The following is a 14,316-nucleotide window of genomic DNA, read 5'->3' on the forward strand; positions in this document are numbered from 1 at the left end:
GGCGCTTGATGCCATGCACCTCATAGCCCTTTTCCAGAAGAAACTCCGCAAGATAGGAGCCGTCCTGGCCCGTGATGCCGGTGATAAGAGCTTTTTTCATTGTAAAATCCTGTACTGTGTGCCGCAAACGCTTGTGCCTGTGATTAAGGCAGAGCTGGCGGGAAGAGAAGAGAGAGTTTCCCGCCTAGGCGGATTCCGGGGCCGGATCATAGCCAAGACGGGCGCATAGGTCCTGGTATGACGGGGCCTGCGCGGTTTCGCCGGCCACAGCCTCCGGAACCGGCCGCCGCGGCCGGGGGCCGATCACCGCGCCGCTGCGGCCGCTGTCGCCGGACAGCGCCACGGCGGTGAAATCCTCCTGGAAACCGGGATTGAACGCCAGCTCCAGGGTGGCGCAGATCTGCTGCATGCGCGCCTGCGGATCGGCCACGAAATCCTCGTAGCGCAACAGCTCCGCGGCGCCGTAGTGATCCAGGAAGGCGAGATAGCGGCGGGCATATTCGTCCAGCCCGCCAGGCTGCCAGTGCACCCAGTTCCGCCGCAGCAGGCTGAGATAGGAATCCAGCGGATGGCGCACGGTGACCAGCGTCCGCAGCCGGTAGCCGCCCTGTTCCAGGATTTGCTGCAGCGAGGGCCGGCTGGGGATGTCCGGGCCGCAGCAGAAATGGCTGTGGGCATGGTCGCGCAGGATCAGGTCGCGGCCTTCGGCGCGGCTGTCCGCCGCCAGCGCGGCCAGCCCGCCCAGGAAGATGCGCAGCAGTGTTGCCTGCTCCGGCGGGCAGGAGCTGAGCTTGGCCAGGCCGATCATATCGGCGGGCAGGAAACCCTGCTGGTGGGTCATACCGCTCAGCGGGTCGACTTCGCTCAGCAGCCGGGTGCAGGGCATCGCGGCGATGCATTTGCTGATCAGGGTGCCGCCGGTGCAGGCAAAGTGATGCACCGTGCGCAGCAGCGGCTGCTGCGGCTGCCCGGCCAGGGTCTTTGCCTCTGCCAGCAGCTCCGGCAGGCCGTCCGCAGATTGCAGCCGCTCGGCCAGGGCGGGGTTGCGCTGGAGCGAGGCGGCCGCCCGGGCCAGCTGGTGTTCCAGATCCGCTGCGAGGGTCCGGTTCTGATGCGGGGCGAGGCTGCTCATGAAGCGCTGCTGCTCTTCAGGGCGGCGGCGGCCAGCACCGGCCGGGCCTCTTCCGGGGCGCTGTCATCCATCAGGTAGCCCAGGCAGGCGCTGGTGCGGCGCAGCAGATCCTCCTGCGCTTCCTGCTGCTGCTGCAGGGCGCTGTAGCGCATCTGCAATTCCTTCAGGTCCGCGTCGCGGCGGCTTTGCAGGCGCAGCGCCACGGAGAGGCTTTGCCGGGCCTCTGCCTCGGCCGCTTCGGCCTTCTCCGCTGCGGCCTGGCGGGCCTTGGCGGCGGCAGCGGCCTCTTCCAGGGCCTGGGCCTGGCGCCGGGTTTCCGCTTCCAGCTCTGCGTTGCGCGCCGTCAGCCTGCCGGCTTCGGCCTCGGCTGCGCTGCGCGCCGCAGCGGCCTCTTCCAGGGCCTGCGCCTGACGCCGGGTTTCCGCTTCGGCCTTCTCCGCTGCGGCCTTGGCGGAGGCAGCGGCCTCTTCCAAGGCCTGCGTCTGGCGCCGGGTTTCCGCTTCCAGTTCAGCGCTGTGCGCGGCCAGCCTGCCGGCTTCGGCCTCGGCTGCGCTGCGCGCCGCTGCGGCCTCTTCCAGGGCCTGCGCCTGGCGCCGGGTTTCCGCTTCCAGCGCCTGTGCCTGCCGGCTGCTGTCCTGCAGCGCCGCGCGGGCCTCCGCCAGATCTGCCTGCAGGGCGGCAGCCTGCAGGGCAAGGGGGTCCAGTTCCAGGAAACAGGCGGGGAAATCCGGATCCCGGGCGTCCGTATGCCGCAGCCGCCATCCGGCCGCCTCCAGCAGCTGCAAAATCTCTTCCATGGGAAGGCTGTCTTCGTACAGCGCGGCTGCCGGCAGGCGGAGATAGAGATAGCGGAAGCCGGCCAGCTGCTCCAGTGCCAGCAGCTGGCGCAGGATCACCGCTTCCTGGCCGGGGCAATCGACCGCCAGCAGGCCGGGGCCGTCCGCGGCGCGCCCCGGCAGGTCCAGCAGGCCGGCCAGGGGGGCCGTTTCCACCTGCACCGTGCCGGTCTGGCGCAGGCCGGGGAAGATTTTGTCCAGCCCGTCCGGACGGCGGCAGCTGGACAGGGAGCGGAAGTTGAAGAGGTAGAAGGGGCTCTGCCCGGCCTCCTCCGCCACGGCCACCGTGCGCAGCCGGGTACCGGCAGCGGCGCAGGCGGGCTTCAGCGCAGCGGCTCTTTCGGGGTCTGCTTCGGTCAGCAGGATATGCCTGGCGCCGCTGTCCAGGCAGGCCTGCACAGCGTCCGGACCGGCGTTGCCGATGCCGAGGTAAACCAGCGTATCAAGGCTGCCGGATTGGCGGATCCGGGCCAGTTGGGTCTGAAAGAAGGTGCTGTCTTGCATGTTATGCCTTGTTTCGTCCTGTCGGGCTCCGGCGGGGGGGGCGCAGCGGTGCGATGAGGCGGAGGAGCCGGGGTTTCAGTTGGCGGGAGGGCGTTGCGGCCTGGGCCCGGCTTTCGTCCAGCTGCTGCTGCAGCCTGCCGGAACGGGCTGCCAGGGCGCGGATTTCACGCCCTGCAGCCTGCAGCGCCTGTTCCTTCCCGGCAATCTTCTGCTGCAGCGCCTCTGCCAGGCTGCGGTTCAGTGATTGCAGCGTCTCCAGCTCGTGATGCATCAGGTTCTTCTGCTCCTGAAGCCAGGCGATTTGCGCGCTGGCGGCCTGGTAGGCCTGTGCCGCGGCGGCCGGATCCGGGCCGGGCGGGGCGTCAGCATCCGGGTCCGGGTGGGGCAGGGCGGCGTCCTGCAGGGCCCGGGCCAGGCCGGGGATAGTGCCGTCCTGCGGCAGGCAGGCTGCGGCCAGGGCCAGCAGCACCGGGTCTTCTGCCGGCAGGGGGGGCGGGGGCGCCAGGTTCTCCGGGGCAGCGGCACAGGCCTGGCCGGAACCGGCCAGGACCTCTGCCGGAGACCGGAGAAACCGGCCCAGCTCCGCGGCGGTAACCTGCGGCCCCCCGTCCTGAAGCGCCTGCAGGATCTCCCGGGCCTGCGCGCACCAGGCGGCCAGCGCCGCCTCCGGCGGCTGATCCTGCAGGAAGGCCTGGTACAGGCAGCGTTCCGGCAGGGCATAAAGCAGCAGTGCAGGGCCGCGGCCGGCCTCCAGCGGGCGGTGCAGCCGGGCCAGGCCCAGGCGGGCGGACAGCGCCTCCAGCGCCGGGCCGCAGGCGGCATCCGCCGGGTACCAGATATACTGCACCGGGGTCTCGGCTGTCTTGGCTGTCACATCCATTTGCACGGTCTTTTGCATCTGCCTGGGGCATGTTCCCGGACAGCAATCTTACTGTCGGCAGGCGAAGTCAACCGCAGAGGGGCCTGGAGGAGAGTTCCGGGCTGCGCTTGCGCGGCGATCGGGGTAAGAGGGGGCAAACAGCAGGCGGGCAGAGACGCATGATCAGGATCTACATGGAAGGCAGGCATATCAAACGGTCGCCGCTCAGCTACAGAGCCCTGGCGCCGCTGTTTGAGGGCTGGGCAGAGCGTGTTGCAGAGCCGGAGCAGGCGGATCTGTTGCTGTTTGCCCATGTCCTGGACATCGAAGAGGCGCCGCAGGCGGTCATCGCGGCCTGGCGGCGGCGCCAGCCGCCGGTTGTGCTGCTGTCCGAAGAGCCGTTCTGGGACACCATCTGGGGCCGCCGCCCGCTGCAGCGGGAGCTGATCGTGGAAACCCGCTTCGGGGCGGTGCCTGCGGTGCAGCTGAATCATGCCACCAGCGGTATCTTCCGGTTTGCGCGGATCCCCTATTACCTGCTGACCAACCCCCGGTTCGCCAATGCCTATGCGGCCCGTTTCAGCCGCAATGCAGCCTTGGATGCGGCGGACTGGCAGGCGTGTTTCGAGACCCGCGGCACCGATCTTGCCTTCATGTTCGAGCGCCGCCCCGAGCCCTATCATGCGGTGCACTGGCCGGAGGGCGGCATCACCGGCCTGTGCTCCTGGCGCACAGAGCTGGCCGAGGCGGTGCAGGCCGGTGCCGTGGAGCGGCTGGGGCAGAGCTGGCAGGGCGGCAAGAGCCGGTTTCAGCAGCGCAACTGGCATCTGGACAAGATCACCCGCCTGGACCGCCGGGCCCGGATGCTGGGGGCCTTTGAGAACACCCATCAGCCGGATTATCTCACCGAGAAGATCTTCGATGCGTTTGCCTGCGGGTCGGTGCCGCTGTATTTTGCCGCGCCGGAGCACCGCATTCATGGCTTCGGCCTGCCGCAGGAGTCCTGGATCAATCTGCACGGCCAGAGCGCGCCGGAGGCGGCGGCGCGGCTGGAGAGCCTGGGCTGCGGCCGGGAATGGGTCCGGAACTGGGGCCGGGCGCGGTTTGCGGCCTATGCCGGCGCGCAGCGGCAGCTGGCGGATCTGTTTTGCGACCCCGCGCTTTGGCTGGCAGAGCGCAAGCGGCTGGCCGCGGCGGTGAAAGCCGGGCTGGCGGCGGTGCTGGAGGGGCAGCCGGGCTGAGCCTGGCGGCAGCCGGACCGGTCAGGCCATGGCCAGCAGCTCAATCTTGCGGAAGACGGCCTGGAACTGCGCGGTTTGAAAGAACAGGTTCAGTTCGCAGCCGCTGCTGCGCGCCAGCAGATCCGGGTCCAGCGGAATATGCGCGATCTGTTCCTGCGCGTCGCCGGTGCAGACAACCGGGCGGGCGGAGATCTCGGTGAAACCGCCGCTTTCCAGATGGCAGCGCAGGGTGGGGGTGTAGATCAGCAGATCCGGGCCGGCGGCGGCCGCCAGCAGGCCGAGGTAGCGGGCCTTGCGCAGCGGCGCCAGCTCCAGCCGGATCCCGAAGCTGGCCCAGAGGCCGCTGTCGCCGTTTTCCAATCTGAGGGCAAACCCCTCTGCGGCCGGGGCGCAAGACAGCCTGGCCTGGCCTGCGGGATCGGTGGACAGCCACAGATCCGCGGTGGGGCCAAGAGGGCAATGCCCCGGTGCGGACGTCTGCTCAGGGGCATGCTGCAAGGCTTGAAGCTGGGCAATGGCGGTGGCAAATGCTGGGGGAGGCACGGGTCTCTGGCTTTCTGATCGTCTGAATACAGCGGTAAGATGTCCTGGGGCACTTCATAGGCCAGTCGGCAGGGGCTGGAAACACTTGTTGTGACACAGGCTGCCGGGCCATAAGCACAGGAGCAGGCCGCTTTTCAGGCCGCAATGCTGATATTTGGAGCAGGAACATGATTACCCCGATTCTTCTTTGCGGCGGTTCGGGCACCCGGCTGTGGCCGCTGTCGCGCAAGAGCTACCCCAAGCAATTTGTGCCGCTGACCGGCGCGGAAACGCTGTTTCAGGCCTCGGCCCGGCGGCTGTCGGGGGAGGGGTTCGCGCCGCCCCTGGTGCTGACCAATTCGGATTTCCGCTTCATCGTGACCGAGCAGCTGGCTGCCGCCGGCATTGATCCCGGCGCCATCCTGATCGAGCCGGAGGGGCGCAATACCGCGCCCGCGGTGCTGGCCGCGGCGCTGTGGCTGGAGAAGAGCGACCCGGACGGGCTGATGCTGGTGGCGCCCTCGGATCACGTGGTGCCCGACGCAGAGGCCTTCCGCGCGGCGGTTGCCGCAGGCGCGGCGGCGGCCCGGGACGGGCAGCTGGTCACCTTCGGCATCACCCCGGACCGGGCGGAGACCGGCTATGGCTACCTGGAGCTGACCGCGGCGCCCGGCGATGTCTCCCCGCGCCCGCTCGGGCTCAAGCGCTTTGTTGAAAAACCCGATGCCAGGACCGCCGAAGCGATGCTGGCCTCGGGCCGGCACCTGTGGAATGCGGGCATCTTCCTGTTCTCGGTGAAGGCCATCCTGGCGGCGTTCCGCGCCCATGCGCCGGCGCTGATCGCGCCGGTGCAGGCCGCGGTGGACCGGGGCCGGCCGGATCTGGGCTTCCTGCGGCTGGATCCGGGCGCCTGGGCAGAGGCTGGGGATATCTCGATCGACTATGCGGTGATGGAAAAGGCGGACAACCTGGCGGTTGTGCCTTTTGCCGCGGGCTGGTCGGATCTGGGCGGCTGGGACGCGGTCCGGCGCGAAAGCCCCGCGGACGGCAATGGGGTTGTGACCGCCGGGGCGGCCACCGCGATTGATTGCGCGGACAGCCTGCTGCGGTCTGAAAGCGAGGGGCTGGAGCTGGTCGGCATCGGGCTGGAGAACATCATTGCGGTGGCGATGCCCGATGCGGTGCTGGTGGCCGCGGCGGACCGGGCCCAGGATGTGAAACTGGCGGTCTCGGCGCTGAAGGAAAAAGGCGCCCGCCAGGCCGCCTGCTTCCCCAAGGACCACCGCCCCTGGGGCTGGTTCGAGAGCCTGGCGGTGGGGGACCGGTTCCAGGTCAAGCGCATCCATGTGCATCCCGGCGCTGCGCTGAGCCTGCAGAGCCATCACCACCGCTCCGAGCATTGGATTGTGGTCGAGGGCACCGCCCGGGTGACGGTGGATGAGGAGGTCCGGCTGGTGACGGAAAACCAGTCGGTCTACATCCCGCTGGGCGCGGTGCACCGGATGGAGAACCCGGGCAAGGTGCCGATGGTGCTGATCGAAGTGCAGACCGGCAGCTACCTGGGCGAGGATGACATCATCCGCTACGAGGACATCTATGCCCGCGGCCAGGGCGCCAAGGGGTAGGCTGCGGAACAGGGCGGCGGAACAGGGCGCTCCCGCGCCTGGCGGGAAGAGGGGAGCTTTGATGCCCGGTGACGGGCGGGCGCCTGCCGCGGCGGGACTGAAACGGGCAGCAGTCAGCGCAGCAGCCATTCCTCTACCTGCGGCGACACTTGCCGCATCCGCCGCCAGCGTGCGCCTGCGGGCTGGCCCTTGCGCAGCCGCAGCTTGCCCACCAGCCCGGTGAGCGCCCATTCCGGGCGGCGGCTTCGCGGCACATAGGGCCGTTCCGGGTCATAGGCCGGGTTTTCCAGCGGCCGGCCGTCTGCGCCGCGCTGGGGGCTGCCGTAGCCGTCGCGCAGCCAGCGCTGCTTCCATTCCCCCATGTCGCCGTCGCCGATCACCGCCGGGTTGCCGCTGATCACGCCGACCGGATCTTCACCGGGGGCCGCCGGGCGGATCTTCTCCCCGTCCAGCACCACGGCCAGGCCGCGGCGGTCTTCGCCCCGGGGATTGCCGTCGGCCCATTCGAACCATTCGGCGTAATCGGCGCCGCCGCCGGACCAGGCGCCGGAGCAGCTGCCGTTGCCGTCCGCCCCCAGCCGGAAATCGGCGCTGCCATCGCCGGCCAGCAGGTAATCGGTGCTGCTGCCCTGGATCTCCAGATGCGCCGCGGGGCTGGCAGTGCCAAGCCCGGTGCGCCCGTTTGCGGTCAGCGCCAGCGCGGTGGACCAGGCGCTGCCATCGGCAGAGAGCTTGATGGAGAAATCATCAGAGCCCGCCAGCCCCATTTCGGCGCGCCCGCTCCAGCCCGACTGGAACAGCAGCGCGGCGGTGTCGGCACTGCCCGCCTTGTTGATCTTGAGCTGATGGCCGGCACCCGCATGGGTCAGCAGCGTGGCAGGCCCGGCCGCTGCCAGCGGATTGGCGGCATCGGCGGCGGTGCCGACGCCGAGACGGGCCAGGTTCTGGGTCTCCGCAGGCGGCAGGATCCAGGCGCTGCCGTCCCAGACCCTCAGCTCTGCGTCCAGGCGGCTCCAGGCGCGCCAGCCGGGCAGGGGGGCGAGGAACAGCCAGCCCTCGCCCTGCCAGACCGCGAGCTCAGACCCGTGCCCGGCCCAGGCCCCGGCTGGCGCGGGCGCCAGCGCATGGGTCTCGCCCAGGGCAGGCGCGGCGGGCGGGCTGGCGGCGCTGAAGCTTTCGACGCTGAGCTGCACCAGCGCATCCAGCATCTGCAGCGCTTCGTTATGGGTCACATGTTTCTGCGCCTGGGCAGGCATCAGATAGGGCAGGGCGAGGATCGGCGAGGTCTGGGTCATGGAGAGAGGGCTCCGGCAGGGGCTGAGGAACGGGATCCGCGCCAGTCTGCCAGAGCGGTCTGAAACCGGCGCTAACGGGGCGTACGCTGCAAATGCAACGGCTGGCCCGGGCGGTATGCGTGCCCCTGCCTGTTCCCGGCTTGTCTTGGGTCTGTTTCCGGTCTGTTCGCTCAATTGTCGTCAATCTGTAAACAATCGCCCTGAATTCGCCTGTTTTGCCGCCCGCTTTGCGCCCGCAGGCGCCGCCAGGGTCAGCCCCGGGCCGCAAGCGCAAAGGAGCGGGGCATGGCATTGGTATTCAACGGGCGCATCGCCGCAGAGGATCTGATTTTCGGCACCGACCTGCGCGATCTGGAAATTGCGGTGCAGGATGGCCAGGCCACGCTTTATGCCATCACCGGCATGAATGGCGGCATCAGCCGCTGGCAGCTGGACGGGGCAGGCGGACTGCCGCAGCTGGCAGGCCAGCAGCTGCATGGCCAGGCGGGCATCCGCACCGGCGCGTTCCACCTGGCCGGGGCCGGCGGGGTGGTGCGGCTGCTGCAGGAGCAGACGGCCCGGAGCGAGATGACCTTCTATGAGCTGGACGGCAGCGGCAGCCTGGGCGGCCAGCAGCGCGGCAGCCTGGCTGGGGCTGAGGCGGGCGGCTTTGGCGCGGTGGCGGTGCTTGAGCTGGCGGGCGGCGCATCGGTGTTCTACGGGGTGGGGGCGGATGGCGGCGCCCTGCAGGGCTGGCGGCTGGATGCGGAGGGCGATGTGCAGGCGCAGGCCGTTTTGGCAGGCGGCAGCGCGGCTTACAGCCTGGACCCGGCGGCGCTGCTGGCCACGGTGCAGACGGCGGGCGGGCCGCTGCTGCTGGCGGCGGATGCGGCCGGGGTGCGCAGCTTCCGCGCCGATGCGGAGACCGGCGCGCTCAGCCCCGCGGCAGAGCTGGGGGCGGCGCAGGGGCTGGCGGTCTCCGGCATCTCTGCGCTGGAAGGCTTCACCGCGGGCGGCCAGGCCTGGGTGCTCCTGGCGGCGGCGGGCAGCAGCTCGCTCACCCTGATGCGGGCGGGGGCGGACGGCGGCCTGCAGGTTGCGGCCCAGCTGCAGGACACCGCGGCGACCCGCTTTGGCGGGGTGTCGGCGCTGGATGTGGTGCAGGCCGGAGACCATACCCTGGTGCTGGCGGCGGGCAATGACGGCGGCCTCAGCCTGTTCACCCTGACCCCGGGCGGGGCGCTGATCCATCTTGAAAGCCTGGAGCATATGCCCGGCCTGGGGCTGCAGAATGCGACCGCGCTGAAGGCGGTGGCGGCGGGCGGCCATCTGCAGGTTTTTGCAGCCTCCGGCAGCGACGGCGGCATCAGCCAGTTCACCCTGCCGCTGGCGGACCTGGGGGAGGCGGCCCGGGCGGCGGCGGGGCAGGCACGGCTGGAGGGCAGCGCCGGGGCGGATGTGCTGGAGGGCGGTCCGGGGGCGGCCGGGCTGGCCGGGCACGCGGGCGATGATGTGCTGGTGGCGGGTGCGGGCGGCGGCTGGCTGGAGGGCGGCAGCGGCGCCGACGCCTTTGTCATCAACCCGGCGGCAGGGCGGGTCACGGTGCGCGATTTCACCCCCGGCGAGGACCGGCTGGACCTGTCGCTGTTCGAGGGGCTTTACAGCGCCGCCCAGCTGGAGGCGGGCAGCCGCAGCACCGGCATGGTGCTGCAGGCGGGGGAAACCGCGGTGGTGCTGATCAGCGCTGCCGGCATGCCGCTGGAGCTGGAGGATATCTTCGGGCCGGACCTGCGCTTTGCCTTTCCGGAGCGCCAGGGGCCGGGGGACACCCTGCCGGGCGGCAGTTTCTATGGCGGCAGCGGCGATGACAGCCTGCAGGGCAGCGGCAGCGATGACCTGCTGGCAGGCGGCGGCGGCAACGACCGGCTGGCGGGCGGCAGCGGTGATGACAGCCTGGAGGGCGGCAGCGGCAATGACTGGCTGGAAGGCGGCGGCGGCGATGACCGGCTGACCGGGGGCAGCGGCAATGACTGGCTGGAAGGCGGCGGCGGCGATGACCGGCTGACCGGGGGCAGCGGCAATGACAGCCTGAAGGGCAGCGGCGGCAAGGATCTGCTGAAAGGCGGCAGCGGCGGGGACCGGCTGCAGGGCGGCAGCGGCGGCGATACGCTTAAGGGCGGCGGCGGCAGCGACACCCTGGCCGGCGGCGGCGGCCGGGACAGCCTGAAGGGCCAGGGCGGGCAGGACAGCCTGGCGGGCGGCGGCCGCCATGACAGCCTCAAGGGCGGCGGCGGCGGTGATACGCTGGACGGCGGCCGGGGCCGGGACAGCCTGAAGGGGCAGGGCGGCGATGACCGGCTGACCGGCGGCAAGGGGCAGGACTGGCTCAGCGGCGGCGGCGGCAGCGATGTCTTTGTCTTTGCCCGCGGCCATGGGCGCGACACCATCTCCGACTTCCGCCCCGGCCGCGACCTGATCGATCTGGAGGCGGCGGCGGACCGGTTTGCGGATCTGGAGCTCAGCCGCCAGGACGGCGGCACGCTGATCAGAACCGGGTCGGGCAAGATCTTTCTGGAAGACCTGCGGCCGGGGCAGCTGGAGGCGGATGACTTCCTGTTTTGAAGGGCCTGTTACGAAGGGGGCCGCGCCGGGGCCTGTCTGGCCTTGCCGCCGTGCCGCGCTATTTGAGAAGTCCCGGCCCGGCGCCTGCCGGAGGGACTGCTGCGGGGGGCGCAGGCAGAGCCGGCAGGCGCCGGGCCGGCGGGGGGCATATGAAGGTTCTGATTTTCACAGCCGCGCAGGAGGCGGCGGCCTGCGCCGCGGCGCATCTCACCGGGCAGGTCCGGGCGCATCCCGCCAGCGTGCTGGGGCTGGCCACCGGCGGCACCATGCTGCCGGTCTATGCGCAGCTGGCTGCGGCCTGCCGCCAGGGTCTGGTGTCTTTTGCCCGCGCCTGCGGCTTCAGCCTGGATGAATACACCGGCCTGCCCGCGGGCCACCCCTGCTCCTACCGCAGCTACCTGCAGGCGCATCTGCTGCGCGGCACCGATTTCAGCCCGCAGCGGCTGCATCTGCCGCGCGGCGATGCGGCGGATGCGGCGGCGGAGGCGCAGCGCTATGAGGCGCTGGTGGCGGCCAGGGGGCCGGTGGACCTGCAGCTGCTGGGGTTGGGGCAGAATGGCCATATCGGCTTTAACGAGCCCGGCTCCAGCCTGGACTCGCGCACCCGGGAGATCCGGCTGGATGCCGGCACCCGCAAGGCCAACAGCCGGTTCTTCCCGGCAGGCGAGGCGCCGCCGGAAACTGCCATCACGATGGGCATCCGCACCATCCTGGACAGCCGGGACGTCCTGCTGCTGGCCACCGGCGCGCAGAAGGCCGCGGCGGTGGCGGCCATGATCGAAGGCCCGCTGAGTCCCCGGTGCCCGGCCTCGGCGCTGCAGACGCACCGCCGCGCCACGGTGGTGCTGGATGCGGCGGCGGCCTCCGGCCTGAAACGGCATTTCGCGGCGGAGACGCGGGCGGGGCAGAAGGCGCAGGCGGGGGCGGCGGCCCGGACCTAGGATCAGGCAAAACGGCCCGGTAAAACGGCCTGGCAGGCGCGGCCGGCTGCGGGACGCGCGCGGGGCTTATTCCATCTCAGGATGCAGCGCGGCGGCGGTGCGTTTGCGCTGCGCCTTGGACAGCATATGGATTTCCGCCACAGCGGCAAAACCGGCCCAGCTGCCCGCCACATAGCACAGACCCATGATCCAGGCCGGGGCGCTGAACAGGATGGCGCTTGCCAGCGCGCAAAGCGTTCCTGTCAGAACGCAGAATGCGAGTATTGCGAACACTGCTCTTGCTCCTCTTTGGGGCAAAGGTAGCAGGTTTTCCGCGTTTTTTAAGGTCAATTCTGCGCCGTTTTCCGCGACCGGCAGTGATCTGCGGACGGCCTGCGCGCCGCCGCCCCTGCGGCGGCGGCGCTATTGCTCCCAGATTTTGAACAAGTCCTTGAAATAGCTTACAGTATGGCTGATGCCCTTCTCCAGCGGGATCTTCGGCTCCCAGTCCAGATGCTGCTTGGCAAAGCTGATGTCGGGGCACCGCTGGGTGGGGTCGTCGCTGGGCAGGTCGTGATAGCTCAGCACCGAGCGCGAGCCGGTCTTGCGGATGATCAGCTCCGCCAGCTCGCGGATCGAGAACTCCACCGGGTTGCCGAGGTTGACCGGCCCGGCAATGCCATCGCCGCTGTCCATCAGCCGGACCAGCCCGTCGATCAGCTCATCGACATAGCAGAATGACCGGGTCTGGCTGCCATCGCCGTAGATGGTGATCTCCTCGCCGGCCAGGGCCTGGCTGATGAAATTGGACACCACCCGGCCGTCGCGGGGGTGCATCCTGGGCCCGTAGGTGTTGAAGATCCGCGCCACCTTGATCGGCACCCCGTGCTGGCGGTTGTAATCGAAAAACAGCGTCTCGGCGCAGCGTTTGCCCTCGTCATAGCAGGAGCGCAGCCCGATCGGGTTCACATTGCCCCAGTAATCCTCGCGCTGGGGCGAGATATGCGGATCGCCGTAGACCTCGCTGGTGGAGGCCTGCAGGATCTTGCATTTCAGCCGCTTGGCCAGCCCCAGCATGTTGATTGCCCCATGCACCGAGGTCTTGGCGGTCTGCACCGGGTCGTGCTGGTAGTGGACCGGCGAGGCCGGGCAGGCCAGGTTGTAGATCTCGTCCACCTCCACATAAAGCGGCAGGGTCACGTCGTGGCGCATGAATTCGAACCGCGGGTGGTTGTGCAAATGGTCGATGTTGCGCTTGGTGCCGGTGAACAGGTTGTCGGCGCACAGCACCTCATTGCCGGCCTCCAGCAGCCGGTCGCACAGATGCGAGCCGAGGAAGCCCGCCCCGCCTGTCACGAGGATTCTTTTCCGCATCCGGTAGTGTCTAGGCATATGTGCTCCGCTTTCCTGCTGTGGTTCCGGTTTAAGGTGACGATGTGTGCTGCGGCTGCCCGTCCGGAGAGCTGTCTGGCTGGCTGTCCGGCTGGCGCGGCATGAGCCAGTCCGGCAGCGGCCCGTCCTGCTGCGCGTTCCGGTGCCCCTCCAGCAGCGCGGCCAGGTGCCGGGTGTCCTGTGCGTAGTGGCGGATGATCTCCTGTTCCAGGCCGGGGCTCAGCGGCGCCGGGCGGACGGCGGCGGCATTGGCCGTCTTGAGGCGTTTGATGATCCCGAAGGAGCGGACCCCAAGCATCTTCTTGACCGGGCGCGTGGCCAGCTCGCGCAGCGGCCCGCCGCGGGCGATGGCATAGCTCAGCAGCCTGGAGCGGGCGCGTTTGGCGGCATTGATCCGGGGAAACTCCTGGCGCCCGTCGTCGGGCAGGCTGAGAAACTCCAGCGCCCGGCGGTAGACCCGGCCGGTGTCGGCCTGCATTTCCTCCTGAAACAGCACCAGGGTCTGCGCCCGCGGCACCGTCTGCCACAGCCGCTCCAGCATCGCGCCAAAGGCGGCGGTGCGGGTATAGACCAGGGTCTGCGGCGCCCGGCAGCGGCGCGGGATGCGGCTGCCGCCGGCGCGCGCCTCCGACAGCCGCCAGGCGGTTTCGAATTCCGCCGCGTCCTCGTCGAAGGCATTGACCAGCTGCCGGTGCAGCGAGGGCAGCATCCGGACCGGGTCGCGCAGCATGACGATGAAGCGGGCATCCGGGCGGGCCCGCAGGATGGCGGGAACGGCGGTCTGCGAATAGAGATACCAGACCGAGGCCTCGGCCAGCAGCCGGGTTTCCGGCCCGGGCGCAAAGAAGGTGCGGTAGCGCTCCGGAGCGGTGCTGCGCTGCAGGCCGGGCAGGTCATCGCAGAAGTGATGCGGCTCCTTGGGTTTGCTGAAGGCGACCTGCGGGTGGGCGGCCAGATACTGGGCCAGCGCGGTGGTGCCGCATTTCGGCGCCCCGATAATATAGCCCCGCGGAGGGAAAAGCCTGTCTGCGCCGGCGGCTGTAAGTCGCATATGAATAACGGTCCGGTAAAGGGTCCTGCGGGCCGGAGCGCCGCAGGACGCGGCATTGGAAACGGGTTACTGAACGTCCGACCCGTAAATATAAGCCGGTTGCCGCCAAAGGCGACTTCCGCTGCCCCGGCCCATCCGCTGCCCGCCCGCTGCCAGCCTGCTGCCCGGGCCGGCTCCCGCCAGGATTGCATTTTTCAACCCCGTCCCAGCCGGGGTCCGGCCCGGCTGCGGCCGTGGCCCCGGCGGCGCCCGGCGCCGGGGCCCGCCGGGGCGGATCCGGCGGATCCGGGCCGTGCCCGGCCGCAGGCGGCGCTGGCCCGGCCGGGCCGGATTTTGTC

13 protein-coding genes are annotated in these 14,316 nt (G+C 70.0%); 4 read left to right on the forward strand and 9 right to left on the reverse strand.

From position 1 onward, the window contains the following. The 4 genes from ACXAHG_RS19770 to ACXAHG_RS19785 form a co-directional block, all read right to left on the reverse strand. A partial coding sequence (locus ACXAHG_RS19770) for a GDP-mannose 4,6-dehydratase (RefSeq protein ID WP_475060119.1) occupies nucleotides 1-100 on the reverse strand: 100 nt, incomplete at its 3' end. A gap of 84 nt (nucleotides 101-184) precedes the next feature. Further along, nucleotides 185-1,132 (reverse strand): sulfotransferase, encoded by a 948-nt coding sequence (locus ACXAHG_RS19775; RefSeq protein WP_475060075.1) that lies wholly within the window; start codon nucleotides 1,130-1,132, stop codon nucleotides 185-187. Next, complete coding sequence (locus ACXAHG_RS19780; RefSeq protein WP_475060077.1) at nucleotides 1,129-2,472, reverse strand: hypothetical protein; 1,344 nt, start codon at nucleotides 2,470-2,472, stop codon at nucleotides 1,129-1,131. The genes ACXAHG_RS19775 and ACXAHG_RS19780 overlap by 4 nt, the downstream gene beginning before the upstream one ends. 1 nt (nucleotide 2,473) lies before the next feature. Then, complete coding sequence (locus tag ACXAHG_RS19785; protein WP_475060080.1) at nucleotides 2,474-3,370, reverse strand: hypothetical protein; 897 nt, start codon at nucleotides 3,368-3,370, stop codon at nucleotides 2,474-2,476. A 140-nt stretch (nucleotides 3,371-3,510) separates the two neighbouring features. Between ACXAHG_RS19785 and ACXAHG_RS19790 the strand changes: the two genes are divergently transcribed. After that, a complete protein-coding gene (locus ACXAHG_RS19790; protein WP_475045609.1) occupies nucleotides 3,511-4,572 on the forward strand; it encodes a glycosyltransferase family 10 domain-containing protein in 1,062 nt (353 codons plus the stop codon). 21 nt (nucleotides 4,573-4,593) lie between these two features. On the opposite strand, the gene ACXAHG_RS19795 is transcribed toward ACXAHG_RS19790, so the two are convergent. Further along, nucleotides 4,594-5,070, reverse strand: coding sequence for a hypothetical protein (locus tag ACXAHG_RS19795; protein ID WP_475060082.1), 477 nt, complete (start codon nucleotides 5,068-5,070; stop codon nucleotides 4,594-4,596). A 212-nt stretch (nucleotides 5,071-5,282) separates the two neighbouring features. Between ACXAHG_RS19795 and ACXAHG_RS19800 the strand changes: the two genes are divergently transcribed. Beyond that, entirely contained in the window at nucleotides 5,283-6,719 is a 1,437-nt protein-coding gene (locus ACXAHG_RS19800; RefSeq protein ID WP_475060085.1) for a mannose-1-phosphate guanylyltransferase/mannose-6-phosphate isomerase, read from the forward strand. A gap of 113 nt (nucleotides 6,720-6,832) precedes the next feature. Here ACXAHG_RS19800 and ACXAHG_RS19805 read toward each other — a convergent pair whose 3' ends face one another. Beyond that, entirely contained in the window at nucleotides 6,833-8,014 is a 1,182-nt protein-coding gene (locus ACXAHG_RS19805) for a peptidase G2 autoproteolytic cleavage domain-containing protein (protein WP_475060088.1), read from the reverse strand. A 285-nt stretch (nucleotides 8,015-8,299) separates the two neighbouring features. Here ACXAHG_RS19805 and ACXAHG_RS19810 point away from each other — a divergent pair, with 285 nt between their 5' ends. Next, the gene (locus tag ACXAHG_RS19810) at nucleotides 8,300-10,615 is read left to right on the forward strand and encodes a calcium-binding protein (protein WP_475060090.1); all 2,316 of its coding nucleotides are present in this window, start codon (nucleotides 8,300-8,302) and stop codon (nucleotides 10,613-10,615) included. 149 nt (nucleotides 10,616-10,764) lie between these two features. After that, the gene (nagB, locus tag ACXAHG_RS19815; protein ID WP_475045616.1) at nucleotides 10,765-11,556 is read left to right on the forward strand and encodes a glucosamine-6-phosphate deaminase; all 792 of its coding nucleotides are present in this window, start codon (nucleotides 10,765-10,767) and stop codon (nucleotides 11,554-11,556) included. A 66-nt stretch (nucleotides 11,557-11,622) separates the two neighbouring features. Here nagB and ACXAHG_RS19820 read toward each other — a convergent pair whose 3' ends face one another. From ACXAHG_RS19820 to ACXAHG_RS19830, 3 genes are all read right to left on the reverse strand, one after another. Then, entirely contained in the window at nucleotides 11,623-11,829 is a 207-nt protein-coding gene (locus tag ACXAHG_RS19820) for a hypothetical protein (RefSeq protein WP_475045617.1), read from the reverse strand. Nucleotides 11,830-11,958: 129 nt separating this feature from the next. Further along, entirely contained in the window at nucleotides 11,959-12,927 is a 969-nt protein-coding gene (locus ACXAHG_RS19825) for a UDP-glucuronic acid decarboxylase family protein (protein WP_475045619.1), read from the reverse strand. 31 nt (nucleotides 12,928-12,958) lie between these two features. Then, nucleotides 12,959-13,978, reverse strand: coding sequence for a sulfotransferase family protein (locus ACXAHG_RS19830; RefSeq protein WP_475060093.1), 1,020 nt, complete (start codon nucleotides 13,976-13,978; stop codon nucleotides 12,959-12,961). Nucleotides 13,979-14,316 lie beyond the last annotated feature (338 nt).

It is taken from the genome of Leisingera sp. ABD4_442 (assembly GCF_056160905.1).